The sequence below is a fragment of the Kitasatospora sp. NPDC101235 genome (assembly GCF_044767505.1).
Classification (GTDB): Bacteria; Actinomycetota; Actinomycetes; order Streptomycetales; family Streptomycetaceae; genus Kitasatospora.
The window spans coordinates 103,265-124,230 of sequence record NZ_JBIWNZ010000015.1 but is presented as its reverse complement, the minus strand read 5'-3'; the positions used below and the strand labels follow the sequence as shown (position 1 = coordinate 124,230).

Here is a 20,966-nt window from a genome sequence, read left to right as displayed (position 1 = left end):
ACTTCGCCACACACTCATATGAGAGGTGCTTGTGAACAGAATTCCGTCGAAGGTCTCCGCGGAGAACCTGACCCAATTCGAGACGCTCGCCCTGAACAGTTCGATGAACCTCGCCGACGGGCACGCCCGCCAGCAGCTCACGCCCGCGCAGGCCAAGGTCATCGCCGAGCTGCCGGACCTGTGGGCCGAGGCCGTCATGCGCCCGGTCGCCGAGATCGAGCAGGAGGCCGCCGACTCGTTCTTCGGCATGCTCGGCCAGCACAGCCACCCGTTCGCCGCCGGGCGGACGTTGCCGTGCTACTCCTCCTCGCTGGCGATGGAGATCCTGGCCCGCTCGCTGGTCACCACGTCCGACGCGGTGGCGCTGCTCCACCCCACGTTCGACAACATCCCCGACATCCTGCGCGGGGTCGGCCTGCGGCTGATCCCGGTCGAGGAGGAGCAGGCCCACGACGACGACCTGCCGACGGAGCTGCTGGAGCAGGTCGGCTGCGTCTTCATCACCACGCCGAACAACCCCACCGGCCGGGTGATGACCGCGGAGCGCCTGACCAGGCTCGCCGAGCAGTGCGCCGAGCACAACGTGGTGCTGGCCCTGGACACCTCGTTCCGCGGCTTCGACCCCGCCGCGCAGTTCGACCACTACGCCATCCTCGACGCGAGCGGCTGCCGCTGGGTGGTCATCGAGGACACCGGCAAGCTCTGGCCCACCCTCGAACTCAAGATCGGCTGGCTGGTCCGCTCGGAGAACGTGGACCTGCCGATCGAGAAGATCCACTCGGACATCCTGCTCGGCACCTCGCCGCTGATCATGCTCATGGTGAAGCGGTTCGCCGACGACGGGGCGGACGGCGGCCTCGCCGACCTGCAGCGCACGATCGCCGAGAACCGGGCCCTGGTGCGCGCCGAGCTCGCGGGCGTGCCCGACATCAGCTTCATCGACGAGGACGCCCGCACCAGCGTGGAGCGCGTGCACGTCGGCTCGCGGCTGGCACTGGACGTCTGGTCGGCGGTCAGCTCGCAGAACCTCTACGTGCTGCCCTGCCAGAAGTTCCACTGGGCGCGGCCGGAGGAGGGCGACCGGATGCTGCGCATCGCGCTGTCCCGGAACCCCTCCACCCTGCTCGCGGGCGCCCGGGTGCTGCGCGCGGCTCTGCTGGACACCCCGGGGCAGCAGGGCTGATGGTTCCACCGAACACGACGGTCTCGCCGCTCCCGCACGCCCGTTGGTGGCGTGCGGGGGTGGTGCAGGCCGTCTCCCCGCCCGGCGTCATCGACCTGGGGCCCGGCTACCTCGAACCGAGCCTGCTGCCGGTCGACGAGGTGCTTCCGCTCTACGCGGAGGCCCTCACCGAGTTCGGCCCCGCGGCGCTCAGTTACGGCGCCAACGCCGGGGCCGAGCCGCTGCGCGCCCTGCTGGCCGCCCGGCACGGCTGCACGGCCGACGAGGTCATGGTCACCGCCGGCACCTCGCAGGCACTGACCCTGCTGTGCACCGTCCTGGGCCGGCCCGGCCGGTCCGTCGTGGTCGAGCGTACGTGCTACGACCTGGGCCGGAGCATCATGACCGACCACGGTCTGCGCCTGCGTGAGGTGGACGCCGACGGTGAGGGCGTGCGGCCACAGGCGCTGGACCAGGCCCTGTCCCAGGGCGACGACGTGGCGTTCGTCTACCTGACGCCGACCTTCCACAACCCGACCGGCACGGTCGCGGGCACATCGCGGCGCCGGCAGCTGCTCGCGGTCGCCGCCCGGCACGGCGTGCCGATCGTCGAGGACGACGCGTACACGGAACTGGCCCTGGACCGCACCACCCCGCCGCCGTCGCTCGCCGCACTGGCCGGCCGGCGGGGCGTGATCCGGCTCGGGTCGTTCGCCAAGACACTCGGGCCGGGCCTTCGACTGGGCTGGCTGGAGGCCGAACCGGACCTGGTCGAGACGCTGACCAACCGCGGACAGCTGGTCAGCGGCGGATCGCTCAACCACCTGACCTCGCTGGCCGTGGCCATGCTGATGGGGGACGGCCGCTACGACCATCGCCTGTCGTGGCTGCGGGACCAGCTCCGGCTGCGGCGCGAGACGCTGGTGGCCGCCCTGCGGGCCGGCCTGGGCGAGTCGGTGACCATCGACCGTCCGGCCGGCGGCTTCTTCGTCTGGCTGACCTTCGACCCGCGGCGCAGCGAAGCATCGCTGCTCGCCGCTGCCGAGCGGGCAGGCGTCGCGGTGGCACCGGGCTCCCGCTACGGCAGCACGCCCGGCACCCACGTGCGGCTCGCGTACAGCTTCAACCCGCCCGACCGTCTGGCGGAGGCGGCCGCGCGGCTCGCCGCCGCCTGGAGAAACGAGGAAACCCTTCGATGACCAGTTCCGTCGTCAGCAGCCTGCGCGGCTACAGCCTTCCGCTGTCCCCGTCCGGCACCTCGGCCACGCTGACTCCTCCGCCGTGGCACTTCTCCGGCGAGGTCGTCATGGTCGACTACCGCGTGGATCCGGAGGCGGCGGCGCGGTTCCTCCCGCCCGAGCTCGACCTCGGCGCCGATCCGGGGCGGGCCGCCGCGGTCTGGGCGCACTGGCAGTGGTGCTCGGAGGACGGCGCCGAACTGGCCGATCCGGGTGCCAGCCAGTTCAGCGAGTTCCTGATCCTGCTCGGCTGCGAGTACCGCGGCCGCTCCCTGGCCCGGTGCCCGTACGCCTGGGTCGACCAGCCCGTGCCGCTGCTGCGCGGCTGGGTGCAGGGAATGCCGAAGCAGTTCGGCGAGGTGCACCAGACCCGGCCGATGCGCGTCGGCAAGGCGGGGCCCCTGGGCTCCGCCGCGGGCGCGTACCACGGCACCGCCTCGACCGGCGGCCGCCGGATCGCCCGCGCCTCGGTGAACGTGACCGCCCAGGCCGCCGAGCCGCCGGCGCTGCACAACGTGCCGCTGGTGCACAGCCGGGTCCAGCCGCAGTGGATCGACGGTGAGAAGCCCGACCTCGGGCTGGTGACCTCGACCGTCACGGGGGTCGAGTTCTCGGAGGTGTGGTCGGGCGACGCGACCCTGGAGATCTTCGACGTGCTCGACGAGGACTTCGCCTCGCTGCGGCCGGTCGAGGTCGGGCGCGGCCACGTCTTCGGATACGCCGAGACGCTCGTCTCCGGCCAGGCGCTCGACTGAAACCCGTCCCCCCGAAGGAGCACACGATGACAAATCCGTTCGAGGACCCTGACACGTCCTACAAGGTGCTGGTCAACGACGAGGGTCAGCATTCCCTCTGGCCCGCGTTCGCCGCCGTTCCCGAGGGGTGGTCGGTCGCGCTGGCCGACGCGGACCGCGGCACCTGCCTCGCGTACGTCGAGGAGCACTGGACCGACATGCGTCCGAAGAGCCTGGCCGAGCGCATGGCCGCACGCTGATGGGCGTCGCGACCGTCCGCGGGGCACAGCTGCACTACGACGACCTCGCACCCGGCGGCCGGGAAGGCGCGGAGCCGGTCGTCCTGGTCATGGGCGCGGGCGGTCGCGGCCGGGCGTGGCACCTGCACCAGGTACCGGCGCTCACCGAGGCCGGCTACCGGGTGATCACGTACGACTCCCGCGGCGTGCCCCCCAGCGACCCCGGCGAGGCGGGTTTCACGGTCGACGACCTCGCGGCCGACCTGGCGGGGCTCATCGAGCACCTGCACGCCGGGCCGTGCCGCCTGGTGGGGACCTCGCTGGGCGCGCACGTGGTGCAGGAGCTGCTGCTGACCCGGCCCGACCTGGCCACCGCCGCCGTCCTGATGGCCACCCGCGGCCGCGACGACGAACTGCGCGCGGCCGCCGACCGGGCCGAGCTGGAGCTGCTGGACTCCGGCATCACGCTGCCGCGCGGGTACCACGCGGTCGTGCAGGCGATGCAGAACCTGTCCCCGCACACGCTCAACGACGACCTCGAAGTGTCCAACTGGCTGCCGGTGTTCGAGCAGTCGCTGTCCGCCGGCCCCGGACTGCGGCACCAGCTCGCCATCAAGCCGGACCCCGGTCGTCTCGCGGCCTACGCCGCGATCACCACGCCGTGTCTGGTCATCGGCTTCGCCGACGACCTGATCACGCCCCCGCACCTGGTCGCCGAGGTGGCACGCGCCATCCCCGGCGCCGCCCACCGGCTGGTCCAGCGCGCGGGTCACTACGGCTACCTGGAGCAGCCGGACGAGGTGAACCGGCAGATCCTCGAGTTCTTCCGGAGCGTTCCGGCCCGCCCTCTCGCGCGAGCGAGCCGTGCGGCGGCCCACGAGCGCCCGGTGACCGGCCCCTGAACCGTTTCCCGACCGAGGAGCTGCCGATGGCCGTCGCATCCCCGAAGACCGTTGTCGTCGTGCCGACCTACAACGAGCGGGACAACCTGCCGGTACTGGCCGGTCTGCTCGCGGACCTGCCGGTGCCGAACCTGCACCTGCTCGTGGTCGACGACAACTCACCCGACGGCACCGGTGAGGTCGCCGACAAACTCGCCGCCGACGCGCCGGACACCGTCGGCGTGCTGCACCGCGTCACCAAGGACGGACTCGGCCGCGCCTACGTCGCCGGAATGACCCGTGCGCTGGACGAGGGCGCCGACATCGTGATCCAGATGGACGCCGACCTCTCGCACCCGGTCTCGGCGATCCCGGCCATGGTCGACGCGCTGCTGACGAAGGACGCCGCCGCCGTGATCGGCTCGCGCTACGTGGCCGGTGGCTCGACCGCCTCCGACTGGCCCTGGTCGCGCAGGGCCCTGTCGGCCTGGGCCAACATCTACGTCAACGCGATCCTGGGGCTGCGGCTGAAGGACGCCACCGCCGGATTCAAGGCGTGGCGGGCCGAGACCCTGCGCGCGATCGACCTGAACTCCGTGCACAGCAACGGGTACTCCTTCCAGGTCGAGATGAACCACCGCGCGGTGACGCGGGGATTCACCGTCCTCGAAGTGCCGATCCGCTTCGAGGAACGCGAGCAGGGCGTGTCGAAGATGAGCATGGGAGTGCAGCTCGAATCCGCCCTCGCCCCGTGGAAGCTGCGCTTCGGGGGCAGGCGCGGTTGAAACCCCGCCGCCGGATTCCCGGCCGGCCGAATGCAGAGACGGAAGAACACCCGGCTGACCGGCCGGTCCGGCTCTCCGACACCGCAACAGTGTTCATCGTGACGAGGCATCAGCCATTCGGCTGATGCCTCGTCACGTGTGGTGAACGGTACTGTCCGGGACTGGTGTCGGCGTCGGCGACGCCGGCGGGGCCAGCAGCCGGGACCCCGGGGCGCATAGGATCCCGGCGTGGCCACGCATCGCAGCGCTGCTCCGCGCTACCTCCGGATCGCCCGTCAGCTCCAGGAGCGCATCGACTCCGGCGAGTTGGAGCCGTATGAGGAGTTCGGCGCCCGACTCCACGCCCGCCACGAGCCGCGGGTGCGCCGCACCGCACTCTCCTCCGCCGCGCGACGCCCCGACGATTCCGTTTGAACTCCGTTACCGGCGCCAATGTATGACGGTGGTGAGAACCCCGACGCCATCCGGCTCCCGGGGCCGACGGCAGAGGCGTCCGGCGTCCTGCGCACCCGGGAACGACGACGGTTGCCTGCGGCGAAATCGGATCGAAAGCGGGACGACACCCGCCCCCGGCAGGATGGGCGTACACAGGACACCAGCCAACGGGGGGAACCATGGAGTTCAGCTTGCTCGGTCCCGTCGAAGCCAGACGCAACGGCAAGCCCATCGGGCTGTCCGGGACCAAGATGCGCACGCTGCTCGCGGCGCTGCTGATCGCTCGCGGAAGGGTGGTCCCGGACGCCCGGCTGAGTTGGCTGCTCTGGGGTGCCTACCCGCCCACAACGATGAACGCGCAGATCTACACCTATGTCTCCCGGTTGCGCAAACTCCTCGAACCCGAGGTCGCCATCGTCCGGCGGGCGCCCGGCTACGCCATCGAGACCGGCGACAGCCTCATCGACGTCGTCGAGTTCGAGCGGCTGGAACGTGAGAGCCGCGCCGCGCTCCAGGCGCACCGCTACGAGGAGGCGGGGGCCCTGCTGAACCGGGCGCTCGACCTGTGGCGCGGTCCGGCGCTGGCCAACACCACGGACCTCCTGGTCGAGCAGCAGGAGTCACACTGGGAGGAGGTCAGGGCGGCCGCGCTGGAGAACCGCGCGGAGGCCGGCCTCGCACTGGGCCAACACCAGCACCTCACCGCCGAACTCGTCCGTCTCGTCTGCGACTTCCCCCTGCGGGAGCGGATGCGCGCGCAGCTGATGACCGCTCTCTACAGGTCCGGCCGTCAGGCGGACGCCCTGCGCGTCTTCCACGAGGGCCGCCATGTACTGGCCGACGAGCTCGGAGTCGACCCGGGTGCCGAACTCACCGGGACCTACCAGGCCGTGCTCAACGGTTCGCTCGACACCGTCCCGGGCGAGTCGGTCACCCGCGCCCCTCGGGAGCCCGCCCCCACCGGGCCGGTGGCGCCGTCGACACTGCCCGCGGACACCGCCACGTTCGTCGGACGGGGGCGGGAACTGGCCTCGTTGCAGGCGCTGCTGGCCCCCGGCAGCCCGGTCCGGCGCGGACTGATCACCGGCATGGGCGGGGTCGGCAAGACGGCCCTCGCCCTGCGCGCCGCGCACACCAGCAGGTATCACTTCCCCGACGGGCAGCTGTACGTGGACCTCGCGGACGCGGACGGCACCGCCCGGGATCCGCGCGAGGTCCTGGTCCGGCTGCTGCGCGCCCTCGGCGAGGAGACGGCGGCCGGCGACGGGCCATCCGGCGACAGCAGGGTCGGCGCAGGGACATCCCCCGCCGTGGCGCTCCGCCCCGGTCTCGACGAGCTGGTGCGCCGCTACCGCGCCCGTACCGCCGGACGGAAACTGCTGGTCGTGCTGGACAACGTGTCCGACACCGAGCAGCTCGCCGCGCTCCTGCCCGACGGTGAGGAGCCCGCGGTCCTCGTGATCGGTCACGCGCACCTCGCCGCCGCCATCGGCCCGCACACCACCGTCGTCGAACCGCTCGGCGACGACGACAGCCTGGCCCTGCTGGCCGCCGCCGTGGGTGTCGGGCGGGTCGCCGAGGACCTGGCGGCCGCCCGGCAGATCGTCGCGTACTGCGGCGGCGTCCCGCTCGCCCTGCGAACGGCAGGCGCCCGGCTCGCCGCTCGCCCCCACTGGTCGCCGGCACTGCTGGCCGGCCTGCTCGCCGCCCCGGCGAACCGGCTGCGCGAACTGCGTTTCGGCGGCCTGGACATGTCCCGCTCCCTGCGCTCCTGGCTGCGGCTGACCGGCGTGGCGGAGGACGACCTGCGCCTGTGCTCCGCGCTGGGCGAGCGCTCCTTCTCGGCCGCGACCGCCGCCGCCGTACTGGATCTTCCCGTCGTCCTGGCCGAGGACCTGCTGGAGCGACTGGCCGACGCCTCGCTCATGGATCCCGCGGAACCGTCCGGAGGGACGAGCGGGGTCCCGCAGTACCGGTTGCACCGGCTCGTGCTCTGCTACGCACGCTCCCTGCCCGTCCGGATTCCCGTCGACACCGCGCTGCCGGTGGCGAGTTGAGCAGCTTTCCACCGCCCCCGTCCATTCTCGGCCCATCGCCGCCTCACACCACGAGAGACAAGAGGATTATGAGCAACGACGCAGTAGTGCTGACGTCGGTGACGAAGACCTACCGAACGGGCGACCACACGGTCAGAGCACTCGACGGAGTCTCGCTCGCCCTGCCGGCCGGGAGTTTCACTGCGATCATGGGTCCCTCGGGATCGGGGAAATCGACCCTCCTGCAGTGCGCGGCGGGCCTCGACCGGCCCGACGGCGGCTCCGTCACCGTCGGCGGCACCGAGCTGACCGGCATGTCCGAGGGCGAGCTGACGCTGCTCCGGCGGAACCGGATCGGCTTCGTCTTCCAGCAGTTCAACCTGATGTCGATGCTGACCGCCGAACAGAACGTGGCGCTTCCGCTGCGGCTGGCCGGCCGCAAGCCCCCGCGCGGCGCGGTGGCGGAGGCACTGGGCCGGGTCGGCCTCGCCGACCGCGCCCGCCACCGGCCCTCCGAGCTGTCCGGCGGCCAGCAGCAGCGTGTCGCCCTGGCCCGTGCCCTGATCACCCGGCCCGAGGTGCTGTTCGGCGACGAGCCGACCGGCGCCCTGGACTCCTCCACCGGCCGCGAGGTGCTCGCCCTGCTGCGCGGTCTGGTCGACAACGACGGCCAGACCGTCGTCATGGTGACGCACGACCCGCAGGCCGCCTCCAACGCGGACCGGGTGGTCTTCCTCGTCGACGGCCGGGTCAGCGGTGAGCTGCTGCGGCCCGCCGCCCACGAGATCGCCGCGCGGATGACCGAGCTCGAGGAGATCTCGTGCTGAGTGTCGCCCTGGCCACGGTGCGGGCCCGCTGGGCCCACTTCGTGGGTGTCTTCCTCGCCGTCGCACTCGGCGTCGGCCTGACCGCCTCGATGGGGCTCGCGCTGGCGGCCACCCTCGACGCGCCGCAGGAACTCAAGGACCGTGACGCGGACGCCGTGTTCACGGTCAACGCCATGCTCGGCACCGCCTCTGCCGTCACCACCTTCACCTCCGTCTTCGTCGTGGCGTCGGCGTTCGCCTTCGCGGTGGCCCAGCGCCAGCGCGAGTTCGGTCTGCTCCGCATCGCCGGGGCGACCCCCCGCCAGCTGCGGGTCGCCGTCCTCGTCGAGGCGGCCGTGGTGGCCGTCCCCGCCGCGCTGGCCGGGACGCTGATCGGCAGCGTGGGCGGCCCCGCCCTGGTCGACTGGATGGCCCGGGAGCGGCTCGCGCCCGCGTGGCTCACGGCGGGCGACCAGGTGTGGCCCTACGCCGTGGCCTTCACGATCGGGCTCGTGGTCGCTCTCGCCGGCGCGTTCGCCGCGTCGGGCCGGGCGGCCCGCACCAGCGCCATCGAGGTGCTGCGGGAGGCGGCCGTCGACAAGCGGGTGATGACGGTCGGACGGTGGGTGTTCGGCGGACTGCTGCTGGCCGGCGGGCTGGTCCTGTTCGTCCAGCAGTTGGTGTCCGACCCGTCGAGCCTGCTCAAGCGCAAGACGTACACCACCGAGCCGATGCTGCTCATCGGCGCGTTCGCCCTGCTGGCCCCGCTGGCCGCCGGACCGCTGGTACGGCTCGTCACCCGGCCGCTGGCGTCCGCCCGGGGCGCGGTCGGCACCCTGGTGCGCGAGAGCGCGACCGCCGGTGTCCGGCGGACCTCCGCGATCGCCGCCCCGGTGCTCGTCAGCGTTGCCCTGGCCGGGTCCCTGCTCGGCTCGACGGACACCGTCGGCGCGGGCAAGGCGGACGAGATCCGCAACCGTACGGTCGCGGACTTCGTCGTCACCCCGGCTTCCGGGGGGACGCTGGACGACGCCGCCGTCCGGGCGGCCGCGGTACCGGGCAGCCGTACCGCGGTCACGGCGCCCACCACGGTCGAGTACCTCTACGAGGGCCTGGTGCGGGTGCCCGAGCCGGGCCGGGTCGTCGATCCGGCGGTCTTCGCCGAGCTGTCGAGCCTCCCGCTGATCGCCGGGTCGGTGAAGGACCTGAACGACCGGTCGATCGTCGTCAACGACGAATGGCCGGTCACCGAGGTCGGCAAGCAGGTCGACGTCTGGCGGGCGGACGGCGCCAAGGTGACGCTGACCGTCGCCGCCGTGATGCGCAGGGGCACGGGCAGCAACGGCGTGTACGTGACCGCCGCCAACGCCCCCGGCGCCCGTCCCGACCGGGTCGAGGTCCGGGTGGACCAGGGCGCGGACCGGGCGCAGGTCGGAGCCGCCCTGGCCGCGGCCGTGCGGTCGCACGGCGCCGTGTCGGCCACGGCCGAGGAGTGGATCGCGGCCTCGCAGCCGGAGACCAAGCGGGAGAGCCGGCTGGCCGTCTTCGTGGTGCTGGGGCTGGCCCTGATCTACTCCCTGATCGCCCTGGCCGGGACGGCGGTCGCGGCCACCGGTGACCGGCGCCGTGATCTGGCGACGCTGAGGCTGACCGGGGCCACCGGCGGCCAGGTGCTGTACGTGGTGGCCGTCGAGGCGGCCGTCGTGGTGGTGGCGGGCGCGCTCCTGGGCCTGGTCGTGACCACGCTCAACGTGATGGGCACCTGGTCCGCGCTGTCCGTACTGGTCGGGTCCGGGGCCCCGCTGGCACTGCCGTGGGCGGCGATGGCCGCGGTGACGGCGGCCTGTGCCGCGGTCGCCGTCCCCGCCTCGGTCCTGGCGGCGGCGGCCGCGCTGCGCGGCCGCCCCGCACCGGGCGGGGCCGCCTGACCCACGGTCCGGCCGGCCACGCACGGCCCGCTCCGCACGGGGCGGGTACCGCACGGCGACGGTGCCCGCCCCGGACCGGCCCCCGCGAGCGCAGGGGCCGGTCCGGGGCCGGTCAGCCCTTGCAGGCGTCGTCGAGCCGGGCGGACGCCTTCTCCAGCCGGGTGAAGGTCTTCTCGATGCCGGCGACCTTGCCCTGGGCGGGGTCGGAGTTCCGGACCTGTTGGGCGAACTCGTCGTAGGCGTCGGCGAATTCACCGAGTGCGCTCTTGACCTTCTGGTCGGTGGAGCGCTCCCCCGCCGCACGCAGTTCACGGGCGAGCCCGCCGGCGTTCGCGGCGGCCCCCTGGGGGTCCTTCTCCAGGTCCGCGGACGAGTCGGCGAACCGGTCGGCCGAGGCGATGCTCTGTCCGCACGGGTACGGTGCGGCGGACCCGGTCTTGTCCTGGCATCCGGCCAGTCCGGCGACCGCGACCGCGGCGACGGCGAGCGATGTGAGGGCGCGAAGCCGGGTTGTGCGCATCAGTAACCACCCCACTGGATGAGGACCTGCTCGCGCTCCGCCGGGGAGAGCAGGTCGACGGAGCCCACGGAGAGTTCCGGGGTCTGGGCGATGCTCTCCAGTGCGCGCACCGCGCGCTCCAGGAACACCCGCGCCTCGTCGGCGCCGAAAACGTCCGGGCGGTGCCCGAGCCGCAGCTCCAGGCCGCCCTCGACCGGTACGGCGATCAGCCGCAGCGGGTAGTGCGTCGCGTCGTCCACGGCGAGTCCGGTCAGCCGCGGCCCGACGACCGCGGCGGCCAGCGCCTCGGTGTCCAGGGGGTAGTTGACGAGCATGGTGGTCGTGTCGAACAGGTCCCGGCCGACGGTCAGGCGCTGGACGCGGGAGAGGGCCACGTGGTGGTGGGCGATCAGCCGCACCTGTTCCTCCTGGAGCCGGGAGAGCAGTGCGTGCAGCGGCTCCCGGTCGTCGAGGCGGACCCGTACCGGCAGCGTGTTGCAGAGCATGCCGATCATGCGCTCGACCCCGGGCACCTCGGCCGGGCGGCCGGAGACGGTGGCGCCGAAGACGACGTCCCGGCTGCCGGTGGCCTGGGCGAGGACCAGCCCCCACGCCGCCTGGTACTGCGTGTTGAGGGTGACGCCGTACGCCCGTCCGCGCTCGGCGAGCCGCGCGAGCAGCTCGTCCGGAACCAGGTGGGTGACCTGCTGCTGCGGTACGGAGGCGAGGTCCGCGGCCCCGGGGGCGACCAGGGTGGGCTCCTCGACGCCGCGGAGGTAGTCCGTCCAGGCGGCCTCGGCCCCGGCCTTGTCCTGCGCGGCCAGCCAGCCCAGGTAGTCCTGGTAGGGGGCGACCGGCGGCAGGCTCGCGCCGCGGTCCGCCCACAGGGCGAAGAGCTCCTGGACGGCGACGGGCAGCGACCAGCCGTCCCAGACGATGTGATGGGTGCTCAGCAGCAGCCGGTGGCGCTCGGGGGCCAGCTTGACCAGCAGGAACCGCAGCAGTGGCGCTCGGGTCAGGTCGAAGCGGCGGGCCCGCTCGGCGGCGGCGAGCCGTAGTGCCTCCGGCTGCCGCGCGGAAGCCGGCAGAGCGCTCAGGTCGGCTTCGGACCACGGGAGTTCCGCCCGGGCGGACACGACCTGGACGGGTTCGCGGACCCCTTCGTGGTGGAAGCCGACCCGCAGGTTGGCGTGCCGGTCCAGGAGGGCCTGGCCCGCGGCGCGCAGGGCCGGGGCGTCCAACGGGCCCTCGAAGTCGACGGCGACCTGCGTGTTGTACGTGTCGGCGACCGCCTCGAGGGCCCCGGGCGCCCTCGGGCCGGCCTCCGTGGTCGCGGCGGCGTTCCCGGTCTCCACCGCGTGGAACAGGAAGCCCTCCTGGAGCGCGGTGAGCGGCAGGACGTCCACCAGCCCGGGGACGGCCGCCTCCAGCATCTCCACGTCCTGCTGGGTGAGCGTGGCCAGCGGGAAGTCCGAGGGGGTGTGGCCGCCCGCGCCCGGCTCGGCCGCGTGCGCGGCGAGGCCGTGCAGGGCCTGCGACCAGAGCTGTGCCAGCTCGGTCAGGGCCTCCTCGCTCAGCACCCCCGCGGGCGCCGCCCAGTCGGCGTACAGCTCGGGCCCCCCGGCGGTCTCCCGCGCCAGGACGTTGATCTCCAGGGCGTGCGCGGCGGGCAGCCCCGGGTCCGCTCCGTCGGGCAGCGCGTCGCCCGGCAGCGGCTGCCAGGGCCCGGCGTCCCCGGAGATGCCCAGCCGGCCCAGGTAGTTGAAGAGCACCTGGGGTGCGGGCAGTGCCGACAGCCGGTCCCGGGTCTCGGGGTCGAGGTGGAGCAGCGGTCCGTGGCCGAGGCCGTCGCCGGGCACGGCGAGCAGCTGCTCCTTGACCGCCTTGACCGCGCGGCCCGCGGCGGGGCCGCCCCGGACGATCTCGTCCCAGTCGGCGGTGCCGGGGTCGATCAGCACGGGGTGGACGGCGGTGAACCAGCCCACGGTGCGCGACAGGTCGAGCCCGCCCGTCTCGCCGCGGCCGTGGTGTTCCCGGTCGAGGAGGAGCGCGGTGCCGGGGGCCGCGGCGGTGCGGCGGCCGCGCCACTCGGCGACGGCGAGGCCGAGCGCGGCGAGCAGGACGTCGTCGATCCGGCCGTGGAAGGCCGCGGTGACCTGGCCGAGGAGCGCGCCGGTGACCCCGGCCGGAACCGTGGTGCGGATGTGCCGGGCGGTGGCCGCGGTGTCGGTGGCCGGGTCGACGGGGCGGTCCCCGATCCCGGGCTGCGGGACGTCGCTCAGCGCCTCCCAGGCGGCGAGTTCGCCGCGCCGGCCGCCTGCCTCGGCATGGCGGACCTGTTGGGTGGCCCAGGTGCGGTACGAGGTGGGCACGGGCGGCAGGGTGGGGGTGCGGCCCTCGGCGAGGGCTTCGTAGGCCGTCTTCAGGTCGGGCAGCAGGATCCGCCAGGAGACGCCGTCGACGACCAGGTGGTGGATGGCCAGGAGGAGCCGGTCGGGGGCGTCGGGTCCGGCGTCGAAGCGCACGGCCCGCACCATCTGCCCGGCGGCCGGGTCGAGGCCGTCGCGGGCGGCCTCGGCGGCCGAGCGGACGGCGGCGTCGAGGGCGGGGCCGTGCAGGCCGGCGATGTCGACGGCGGTCAGCAGTGCGGGATAGCGGACCCCCTTGCGCAGGACGAGCAACTGGTCGTGGGCGCGTTCCAGGCGGGCGCGCAGGGCGTCGTGACGGTCGAGCAGGACGTGCAGGGCCTCGCCGAGGAGTTCGTGGTCGGTGTCCGGCGGCAGGGCGATCAGCATCGCCTGGTGGAAGGTGTCGCTGCTGCCGCCGCGGGCGAGGACGGAGCGGGCGACGGGCGGCAGCGGTACGGGGCCGAGGGCCGCCAGGGCGGGTTCGGCGATCCCGCCGGGCGCGTCCTCGCCGCGGGCGGCGATGGCGAGCGCCTCGACCGTACGGAGCTTGAAGACCTCGGTGGGGGTGAACCGCAGTCCGCGTTCCCGGGCCTTCGCCACCAGTTGGATGGCCATGATGCTGTCGCCGCCGAGGTCGAAGAAGGAGGCGTCGGTGCCTGCCCGGCCGGTCCCGAGGACCTCCTGGAAGAGCCGGGTGAGGATCTCCTCCCGTTCGGTGACGGGGGCGCGTCCGGCGGCCTCCTGCTCGGTGGTGTCCGGTGCGGGCAGGGCGGCCCGGTCGATCTTGCCGTTGGGGGTGAGCGGCAGCGCGTCGAGGACGACGACGGCCGAGGGCACCATGAACGGCGGCAGGACGGCGGCGAGCCGGGCGCGCAGTCCGGCGGGGTCGAGGGGGGCGGCGCCGGGCGCGGCGGCGGTGTAGGCGACGAGGCGGCGGTTGCCGGGCCGGTCCTCGCGGACGACGACCACGGCCTGGGCGACGCCTTCCTGGCCGGCCAGGACGGTCTCGATCTCGCCGGGTTCGATGCGGTAGCCGCGGATCTTGACCTGGTGGTCGGCGCGGCCGACGTAGTCGAGGTAGCCGTCGGGGTGCCAGCGCACCAGGTCCCCGGTGCGGTACATGCGGTCGCCGTCGGGGCCGAACGGGCAGGGGACGAACCGGTCGGCGGTCAGGCCCGGGCGGCCGGCGTAGCCGCGCGCCAGGCTGGGCCCGGCGGCGTACAGTTCGCCGGCGACGCCGGGCGGCACCGGGCGCAGCCGCTCGTCGAGGACGTAGACGCGGGTGTTGTGGACGGGGCGGCCGATGGGCGGCGCGCCGGGGACGACGCCGGGGCCCCCGTCACCGGGTGCGGCGGCGCGCAGCGGAGCGCTCAGGGTGGTGCAGACGGTGGTCTCCGTCGGCCCGTACCCGTTGACCATCCGGACGCGGCCGGACCAACGGGTGACCAGCGCGGGCGGGCAGGCCTCCCCGGCGACGACCAGGGCGCGCACGCCGGGCAGGGCGCCCTCGGGGATGACGGACAGGGCGGCGGGCGGCAGCACGATGTGGGTCACGCCCTGCCGGGCGACGAGCTCGACCAGGCCTTCACCGGGCAGGAGCTGCTCGGAGGGGGCGAGGACGAGACGGCCGCCGGAGAGCAGCCCGAGGATGACCTCGAAGGTGGCGGCGTCGAAGCTGGGCGAGGCGAACTGCAGGACCCTGCTGTCCTCGTCGACGGCGAGGTGCTCGCGCTGCGCCGCGGCCAGGGAGGCGATACCGGCGTGGGTGACGGCGACGCCCTTGGGGCGGCCGGTGGAGCCCGAGGTGTAGATGAGGTAGGCCGGGTTGGCCGGGGTCAGCGGGGCGGTCCGGTCGGCGTCGGTGGGGTTGTCGGCACGGCGGGCGGCCACGGCGGCCGCGGTGGCCGGTTCGTCGGCGACCAGCCGGGGGCAGCCGTCGGGGACGACGGACGCCAGCGCGGCGGTGGTCACAGCACATACCGGACGCGCGTCCTCGACCATGTACCGGATGCGGTCGGCCGGGTAGCCGGCGTCGACGGAGAGGTAGGCGGCGCCCGCCTTGCCGGCGGCGAGGAGTCCGGTCAGCCAGAGCGCCGAGCGCGGCAGGACGAGCGCGACGGTGGTCTCCGGGCCGGCACCCGCGGTGACGAGCTGGTGGGCGAGCCGGTTGGCCCGGACGTTCAGCTCGGCGTAGGTCAGCTCGCCCTCGTCGTCGGCGACCGCGATCCGGTCGGGGGTCCGGGCCGCCTGCGCCTCGAACAGCTGCGTCAGGGTGGCCGGTTCGACGCTGTCGCCGGGGGTCTCGTTCCAGTCCTCCAGGATCGTGTGCCGCTCCCCGGCGCCGAGCAGCGGGAGGGTGTCGAGGGCGCGCTCCGGTTCGGCGACCGCCGCGTCGAGGAAGTCCATGAAGCGGCCCAGGTAGGAGGCTGCTTCGGAGGCCGAGTACCGGGTCGGGTCGGCGTCGAGGTCGAAGCGCAGGCCGGTGCCGTCCGACCGGTCGTACACGGCGAGCGACAGTCCGTCGACGGGGCCCAGGGAGAGGTTGTGGGCGGTGGCCCGGTGGCCGCCGAACTCCAGCTGGTAGTCGAAGGCCATGATGTTGACGACCGGGCCGATCAGGCCCATGTCGGTTCCGGTCAGGCCGAGTTCGCGGCGCAGGTCCTCGTACCGGCAGCGCTGGTGCCGGACCAGGGTGCGCACCCGCCGCGAGACCTCCGGCAGCAGGTCGCACAGGCTCTGACCGGGCTCGACGGTCAGGTGGAGCGGCAGCACGGTCGAGGCGAAGCACGGGGTGACGCGGGCGGCCTTCCCGGTGCGGCCGGTGACGGGCAGGCCGAGGACGATGTCGCTGCGGCCGGTCATCCGGGACAGGAAGGCGGCGATCACCGCGATCAGCAGGACGGGTCCGCGGGTGCGGCCCTCGCGGGCGGTCGCCGCGATCCGCTCGGCCCGGCCGGGGCCGACCGTACGGGTACGGCGGATGAACGCGGGCTCGCCGGCGGCGAGTTCGGCCGCGGTGGGGGCGCCCTGCCCGGTGCCGGGCAGCGACGCGGGGGCGGGGATCGACTCCAGCAGCGCGGCCCAGTGGGCGCGGTCGGCCGCCGCCTCCTCGCCGGCGCGGTCGACGGCGTCCTCGTCCAGGAGGTCGGCGAGGGGCAGGAACGTGCACGGCTCGGCCGGCCGGCCCTCGACCAGGCCGCTGTAGAGCTCGGCGAGCCGGCGGCTCACCATGCCGGCGGCGACGCCGTCGATCACCAGGTGGTGGTAGCGGTGGAAGTAGAGGAACCGCTCCTCGGCCGTCCTGATCAGGGCGTACGTGGCCAGGCCCCCGGCGGCGAGGTCGACCGGGCGGTTGAGGTCGGCCCGCATCCACGCCTCGGCGGCAGCCGTCGGGTCGGGCCGGTCGCTCAGGTCGACGAACAGCAGGTCGGGCAGGCTGTCGTCCAGGTACTGCCACAGGCCGCCGTCGTCCTCGGAGATGGTGCGCACCCGCAGCGTGTCCGCCTCCAGGAGCAGCATGTGCCAGGCCTGTTCGAACAGGGCGCGGTCGACGTGGCCGTCGATGGCGAAGTACTCGGCGACGTTGTAACTGCGGCCCGTGGTGTCGAGCTGGTGCGCGAAGTAGAGCCCTCGCTGCGCCGCCGTCAGCGGCAGCCGCTGGGGCGGGAACCGGCGGGACGGGAACGTCTCATGCGTGGCGGTCATGGCGGTCTCCAGCGAGGTCGGGGCCGAGCCGGCCGATGAGGTACTCCATGAGGGGGGCGGCCCGCCCTTCGAGGTAGAAGTGGCCGCCGGGGAAGGTGTGGACCCGGTGTCCGGCGACGGTGTGGCGGGCCCACTCGGCGGCGTCCTCGGGGGTGCAGGAGGCGTCGTCGGACCCGGTGATGACGGTGAGCGGGCAGGTCAGCGGGGCGCCGGGGGCGAAACGGTGGCCGGCGACCAGCTGGAAGTCGCCGTGCAGGGTGGGCAGGGCGAGCTCGAAGAGCTCCGGGATCTCCAGGAGTTCGGCCCCGCTGCCGCCGAGGCGCCGGACGTACGCCTTGACGGCGTCGGCGTCCGGCAACCGCAGCCGGTCGCGCTGGTCGATGTGGGGGGCCTTGCGCGCGGAGGCGAAGAGGTGGACCACGGCGTTCGGGCGTCGCGGGCGGAGCACCCGGGCGGTCTCGAAGGCGAGGGTGGCTCCCATGCTGTGCCCGAAGAAGGCGGCCGGGCGGTCGAGCCAGGGCGTCACGGCGCGGGCGAGTTCGCCGACCATGACGGACAGGTCGGTGATCACGGGCTCGTCGAACCGGTCCTGGCGGCCGGGGTACTGCACCGCGATGACCTCGACCTCCGGGGGCGCGGCCTCGGCCAGTTCCCGGAAGGCGGAGGCACCGCCGCCCGCGTGGGGGAAGCAGAAGAGCCGGACCCGCGCGGCGGGGCGGGGGGCGAAGACGCGCAGCCAGTCGGAGGCGGTCGGGGTCGGGAGAGTACGCACGGCCTCATCCCTCCGTCGGGGCGGCGGGGCCGGTGCCGGCTGCGGGGTCGTACGGTTCGGCCATCGCGACCGCGATCTTGCGAGGCCCGGTGAAGGGCTCCCGGCCGTGGGACGCCAGCATGTTGTCCACGACCAGGACGTCGTCCTTGCGCCAGTCGAACCGGACGCTCGCCTGCCGGTAGCAGGACCGCAGGTGGTCCAGTACGTCGTCCGGGATCCGGCCGCCGTCGCCGTAGTACGTGTTGCTGGGCAGGTCCTCCTCGCCGAAGAGTTCGAGCAGCCCCGAGCGCACCTCGGCGGGCAGGGTCGTGTGGTGGAAGAAGGTGATGTGGTTGAACCACACCTCCTCGCCCGTCTCCGGGTGGCGGTGCACCGCGTCGCGGACCGCCCGTGTCCGCATCCCGCCGCCCGGGAGCCACTCCAGGCGCAGGTCCTTGCTCCGTGCCAGGCGCTCCACCTCGGCCCGGTCGTCCGTGTTGAAGACCGTCTCCCAGGGGAGGCCGAAGCGCGGGTGGAAGGTGCGGGTGGCCATCCAGCGGCGGCGGGTGAACTCCTCGCGCACGTCCGGGTGGACGAGGGAGAGGATCCGGCGGGTGTCGGCGAGCGGGGTCGCGCCCAGGGTGTCCGGCTCGGTGATGCAGAAGAAGTACAGCAGCCGCGGCCAGACCGACTGGTAGGAGTTCTCGTTGTGCAGGAAGATCTCCTCGTCCGGCGGGTAGTCCGTCGAGGTGTAGACGTTGCCCTTGATGGTGGAGCGGGGGGAGGAGCGTTCCGAGTACGTGAGGGGGGCGGTCGACAGAGCCCGTACGGTCGCGTCGAACCCGTCCACGCCGTCCAGCGGGAAGCCGCGCAGCAGGACCGCGCCGTGCTCGCGCAGGGCCGCGCGCAGGGCGGGGCGCTCGGCGTCGACGTACTCGGTGATGCCGGGGTGGGTGCCGTCGTACTCGAGGAGGACGGGCAGCAGCCGGGTCTGCTCGGACTGGGAAGTCGTCATGACGTGGGTACCCCTTCGCCGTCGTGTGCGTCGTCGTGTGCGTCGTCGTCGTGTGCGTCGTCGTGCTGCCGGTCGGCGTCGGGCCCCGCGGCGGGGCTGTCGGGCTCGCGGCCGGCCGAGCGGATCGCCGGGCTCAGGGCGGCGAGCAGCGCCATCAGGGCCATCGCGACGGCGAGGCCGAGGACCGTGCCGGAGGTGGAGAAGGCCGCGAGGAGCAGGCCGCCGACCAGGGCGCCCGCCGAGTTCATCCCGGAGGCCATGAGCATGAACACGCTGCTCACCCGGCCCTGCATCTCGTCCGGGGTGATCCGCATCTGGTGCACCCCGGCTCCGACGTTCATCAGCGACCCCGCGAAGGCCATCCCGCCGCACAGCGCGCCGAGGCCCACCGGGTCGGTGAGCAGCGCGACCGGCGCCAGCAGGAGCGCCCACAGGGCGAACGCGCTGATCACCACGGTCGACGGGGCCAGCCGCTTCAGCCACCAGGAGGCGCTGAGCGCGCCCAGCGCGCCGCCCACGCCCTCCATCACCCCGAGCACCCCGAGCATCGCCGGGGAGTGCCCGGCCTCCTTGAAGATCAGGACCAGGGAGAGGTTGAGGACCTGGAAGAGCATGTTGCTGCCGGCCACGAGCCCGACGGCGGCGCGCATGAACTTCTGCCGCCACACCCAGGAGACGCCCTCGGCGACCTCGGTCGCGAGGCGGCGCGGCGGCCCGGTGCGCTCCTCCTGGAGGTCGCGGCGGATCAGCAGCAGGCTGACCAGGGCCAGCAGGTGCGCCACCGCGGTGACGCCGAACGGAAGCCAGCGGGTGAGGGCGAACAGGGCGGTTCCCGCGGGCTGCCCGAGCAGGGAGGCGACCTGGCCGCGGGCCTCGTTCTGGGCGACGGCGCCCGCCAGGTGCTCGGCGTCCACGACGTTGCGCACGGCGGCCCGTTCGGCCAGCCGGTAGAACACGAACGCCGTGCCCTCCAGGAAGGCCGCCGCCATCACGTGCGGCAGCCACGGCCGGCCGGCGACCAGCGCCAGGGCGACACTGCCCATGGCCAGGATGCCGACGAGGTCGCAGACGATCATCAGCTTGCGCCGGTCCCAGCGGTCGACCAGTGCCCCGGCGGGCAACTGCACCAGCAGGTGCGGCAGCAGCGCGGCGAAGCCGACCAGGCCGGCGCCGGTCACCGAACCCTGCCAGATCATCAGCAGCGGGTACGCCGCCTGGGCCGCCTGCACGCCGAGGAGGGAGAAACCGGCGCCGGTCCACAGCAGGAGGAAGTCGCGGTTGCGGCGCAGCGGCTTCGCGGGGGTCTCAGGGGTCTCGGGGGTCTTCGGGCCGTCGGGGACGGGCCGCTCGTCGAGGAGTGTCATGCTGCCCTGAACTCCCGGTCGCCGTGTGCGGAGACGGGCAGCGAGGCGGCACACCATTCGAGGACGGCCATCGCGCTGTGCGCCTTGTTCTCCGCCTGCTGGAAGGCGATGCTGTGCGGCCCGTCGAGGACCTCGGCGGTGACCTCCTCGCCGCGGTGGGCGGGCAGGTCGTGCAGGAAGACCGCCCGCGGGCTGGTCTTCCACAGCGCGTCCGTCACCTGGAACGGGACGAAGCGCTCCCGCCAGTCGGCGTCCGGCTTGCTGGTCCCGGTGGTCTGCCAGCGGGTGGTGTACACGGCGTCGAAGTCGCCGGGCAGGTCCGCCATGTGGTGGTGCTCGGTCAGGACCGACCCGGCGGCCCGGGCGTGGGCCAGGGCCCGGCGGCGGACGTCCGGGTCGAGCCCGTAGCCGGGCGGGGTGCGCAGCTCCAGGGTGGTCCCCCGGTAGCGGGTCAGGCCGAGTGCGAGCGCCGCCGCCGTGTTGTTGCCCTCGCCCACGTACAGGACGCGCAGGCCCTCGATCCGGCCGAACCGGCCGAGGAGCGTGGTGAGGTCGGTGAGCCCCTGGGTGGGGTGCTCGTGCGCGCTCATCGCGTTGACCACCGACATCCGGTGCTGGGCCGCCCAGCCGCGCAGCTCGGCGGTCTCGCCCGCCGTCCGCGCGACCAGGACGTCGAGCATCCGGGAGAACACCCGTCCGGTGTCCTCGCTGGTCTCGCCGGTGTTCAGCTGGAGATCGCCCGCGCCGTAGCTGACGATCTGCCCGCCGAGGCGCAGGGCCCCGACGGAGAACGCGGTGCGGGTACGCGTGGACGTCGCGCGGAAGTAGACGCCGGTGATCCGCCCGTCCAGCGGCCGGGCCTGCGGTCCGCCGGCTCCGGTCCGGCCGGCGGCGAACGCGGCGCCGCGCTCCACCAGGGTGTACAGCTCGGCGTCGGTGAGGTCGTCGAGGGAGATGAGGTGTCGTGCTGACACGGAGTT

The 20,966-nt window shown here is 73.8% G+C and carries 16 protein-coding genes; 10 read left to right on the top strand and 6 right to left on the bottom strand.

What is annotated here, in order from left to right:
• The first annotated feature begins 31 nt into the window (after positions 1-31).
• The 10 genes from mppP (at position 32) to ACIRRH_RS24590 (ending at position 10,244) form a co-directional block, all read left to right on the top strand.
• Positions 32-1,183: an enduracididine biosynthesis enzyme MppP gene (mppP, locus tag ACIRRH_RS24635; RefSeq protein ID WP_224273763.1), complete on the top strand. Its 1,152-nt coding sequence runs from the start codon at positions 32-34 to the stop codon at positions 1,181-1,183.
• Positions 1,183-2,361, top strand: coding sequence for an aminotransferase class I/II-fold pyridoxal phosphate-dependent enzyme (locus tag ACIRRH_RS24630; protein WP_403071183.1), 1,179 nt, complete (start codon positions 1,183-1,185; stop codon positions 2,359-2,361). The genes mppP and ACIRRH_RS24630 overlap by 1 nt, the downstream gene beginning before the upstream one ends.
• Positions 2,358-3,155, top strand: coding sequence for an enduracididine biosynthesis enzyme MppR (gene mppR, locus ACIRRH_RS24625; RefSeq protein ID WP_403071180.1), 798 nt, complete (start codon positions 2,358-2,360; stop codon positions 3,153-3,155). Before ACIRRH_RS24630 ends, mppR begins: the two co-directional genes overlap by 4 nt.
• A 26-nt stretch (positions 3,156-3,181) precedes the next feature.
• On the top strand, positions 3,182-3,394 hold the full coding sequence (locus tag ACIRRH_RS24620) for an MbtH family protein (protein WP_403071177.1): 213 nt from the start codon (positions 3,182-3,184) through the stop codon (positions 3,392-3,394).
• Positions 3,394-4,275 carry an alpha/beta fold hydrolase gene (locus ACIRRH_RS24615; RefSeq protein WP_403071175.1) on the top strand — a complete coding sequence of 294 codons (882 nt, stop codon included), beginning with the start codon at positions 3,394-3,396 and terminating at the stop codon, positions 4,273-4,275. The genes ACIRRH_RS24620 and ACIRRH_RS24615 overlap by 1 nt, the downstream gene beginning before the upstream one ends.
• 26 nt (positions 4,276-4,301) lie before the next feature.
• Complete coding sequence (locus tag ACIRRH_RS24610; RefSeq protein WP_403071172.1) at positions 4,302-5,039, top strand: polyprenol monophosphomannose synthase; 738 nt, start codon at positions 4,302-4,304, stop codon at positions 5,037-5,039.
• Positions 5,040-5,267: 228 nt separating this feature from the next.
• Positions 5,268-5,453 carry a hypothetical protein gene (locus ACIRRH_RS24605; RefSeq protein WP_403071169.1) on the top strand — a complete coding sequence of 62 codons (186 nt, stop codon included), beginning with the start codon at positions 5,268-5,270 and terminating at the stop codon, positions 5,451-5,453.
• Between the two features lie 200 nt (positions 5,454-5,653).
• Entirely contained in the window at positions 5,654-7,531 is a 1,878-nt protein-coding gene (locus ACIRRH_RS24600) for a BTAD domain-containing putative transcriptional regulator (RefSeq protein ID WP_403071166.1), read from the top strand.
• Between the two features lie 68 nt (positions 7,532-7,599).
• Entirely contained in the window at positions 7,600-8,337 is a 738-nt protein-coding gene (locus ACIRRH_RS24595; RefSeq protein WP_403071163.1) for an ABC transporter ATP-binding protein, read from the top strand.
• Positions 8,331-10,244 carry an FtsX-like permease family protein gene (locus ACIRRH_RS24590; RefSeq protein WP_403071160.1) on the top strand — a complete coding sequence of 638 codons (1,914 nt, stop codon included), beginning with the start codon at positions 8,331-8,333 and terminating at the stop codon, positions 10,242-10,244. Before ACIRRH_RS24595 ends, ACIRRH_RS24590 begins: the two co-directional genes overlap by 7 nt.
• Before the next feature lie 112 nt (positions 10,245-10,356).
• On the opposite strand, the gene ACIRRH_RS24585 is transcribed toward ACIRRH_RS24590, so the two are convergent.
• The 6 genes from ACIRRH_RS24585 to ACIRRH_RS24560 are packed head-to-tail and all read right to left on the bottom strand — an operon-like array spanning position 10,357 to position 20,960.
• On the bottom strand, positions 10,357-10,764 hold the full coding sequence (locus ACIRRH_RS24585) for a hypothetical protein (RefSeq protein WP_403071157.1): 408 nt from the start codon (positions 10,762-10,764) through the stop codon (positions 10,357-10,359).
• Positions 10,764-16,856 (bottom strand): amino acid adenylation domain-containing protein, encoded by a 6,093-nt coding sequence (locus ACIRRH_RS24580; RefSeq protein WP_403071154.1) that lies wholly within the window; start codon positions 16,854-16,856, stop codon positions 10,764-10,766. Before ACIRRH_RS24580 ends, ACIRRH_RS24585 begins: the two co-directional genes overlap by 1 nt.
• Complete coding sequence (locus ACIRRH_RS24575; RefSeq protein WP_403071152.1) at positions 16,840-17,628, bottom strand: thioesterase II family protein; 789 nt, start codon at positions 17,626-17,628, stop codon at positions 16,840-16,842. Before ACIRRH_RS24575 ends, ACIRRH_RS24580 begins: the two co-directional genes overlap by 17 nt.
• A gap of 4 nt (positions 17,629-17,632) precedes the next feature.
• Positions 17,633-18,622: a TauD/TfdA family dioxygenase gene (locus ACIRRH_RS24570; protein ID WP_403071149.1), complete on the bottom strand. Its 990-nt coding sequence runs from the start codon at positions 18,620-18,622 to the stop codon at positions 17,633-17,635.
• Positions 18,619-19,986, bottom strand: coding sequence for an MFS transporter (locus ACIRRH_RS24565; RefSeq protein ID WP_403071147.1), 1,368 nt, complete (start codon positions 19,984-19,986; stop codon positions 18,619-18,621). The genes ACIRRH_RS24570 and ACIRRH_RS24565 overlap by 4 nt, the downstream gene beginning before the upstream one ends.
• Positions 19,983-20,960: an ornithine carbamoyltransferase gene (locus tag ACIRRH_RS24560; RefSeq protein ID WP_403071145.1), complete on the bottom strand. Its 978-nt coding sequence runs from the start codon at positions 20,958-20,960 to the stop codon at positions 19,983-19,985. The genes ACIRRH_RS24565 and ACIRRH_RS24560 overlap by 4 nt, the downstream gene beginning before the upstream one ends.
• Positions 20,961-20,966 lie beyond the last annotated feature (6 nt).

What these genes read in the sequence shown, in the direction of transcription:
- mppR (WP_403071180.1), top strand. Translation starts at nt 2,358, where the DNA reads ATGACCAGTTCCGTCGTCAGCAGCCTGCGCGGCTACAGCCTTCCGCTG.
- ACIRRH_RS24615 (WP_403071175.1), top strand. Translation starts at nt 3,394, where the DNA reads ATGGGCGTCGCGACCGTCCGCGGGGCACAGCTGCACTACGACGACCTC.
- ACIRRH_RS24565 (WP_403071147.1), bottom strand. Translation starts at nt 19,986, where the DNA reads ATGACACTCCTCGACGAGCGGCCCGTCCCCGACGGCCCGAAGACCCCC.
- ACIRRH_RS24595 (WP_403071163.1), top strand. Translation starts at nt 7,600, where the DNA reads ATGAGCAACGACGCAGTAGTGCTGACGTCGGTGACGAAGACCTACCGA.
- ACIRRH_RS24610 (WP_403071172.1), top strand. Translation starts at nt 4,302, where the DNA reads ATGGCCGTCGCATCCCCGAAGACCGTTGTCGTCGTGCCGACCTACAAC.
- ACIRRH_RS24630 (WP_403071183.1), top strand. Translation starts at nt 1,183, where the DNA reads ATGGTTCCACCGAACACGACGGTCTCGCCGCTCCCGCACGCCCGTTGG.
- ACIRRH_RS24580 (WP_403071154.1), bottom strand. Translation starts at nt 16,856, where the DNA reads ATGACCGCCACGCATGAGACGTTCCCGTCCCGCCGGTTCCCGCCCCAG.
- ACIRRH_RS24600 (WP_403071166.1), top strand. Translation starts at nt 5,654, where the DNA reads ATGGAGTTCAGCTTGCTCGGTCCCGTCGAAGCCAGACGCAACGGCAAG.
- ACIRRH_RS24585 (WP_403071157.1), bottom strand. Translation starts at nt 10,764, where the DNA reads ATGCGCACAACCCGGCTTCGCGCCCTCACATCGCTCGCCGTCGCCGCG.
- ACIRRH_RS24570 (WP_403071149.1), bottom strand. Translation starts at nt 18,622, where the DNA reads ATGACGACTTCCCAGTCCGAGCAGACCCGGCTGCTGCCCGTCCTCCTC.
- ACIRRH_RS24620 (WP_403071177.1), top strand. Translation starts at nt 3,182, where the DNA reads ATGACAAATCCGTTCGAGGACCCTGACACGTCCTACAAGGTGCTGGTC.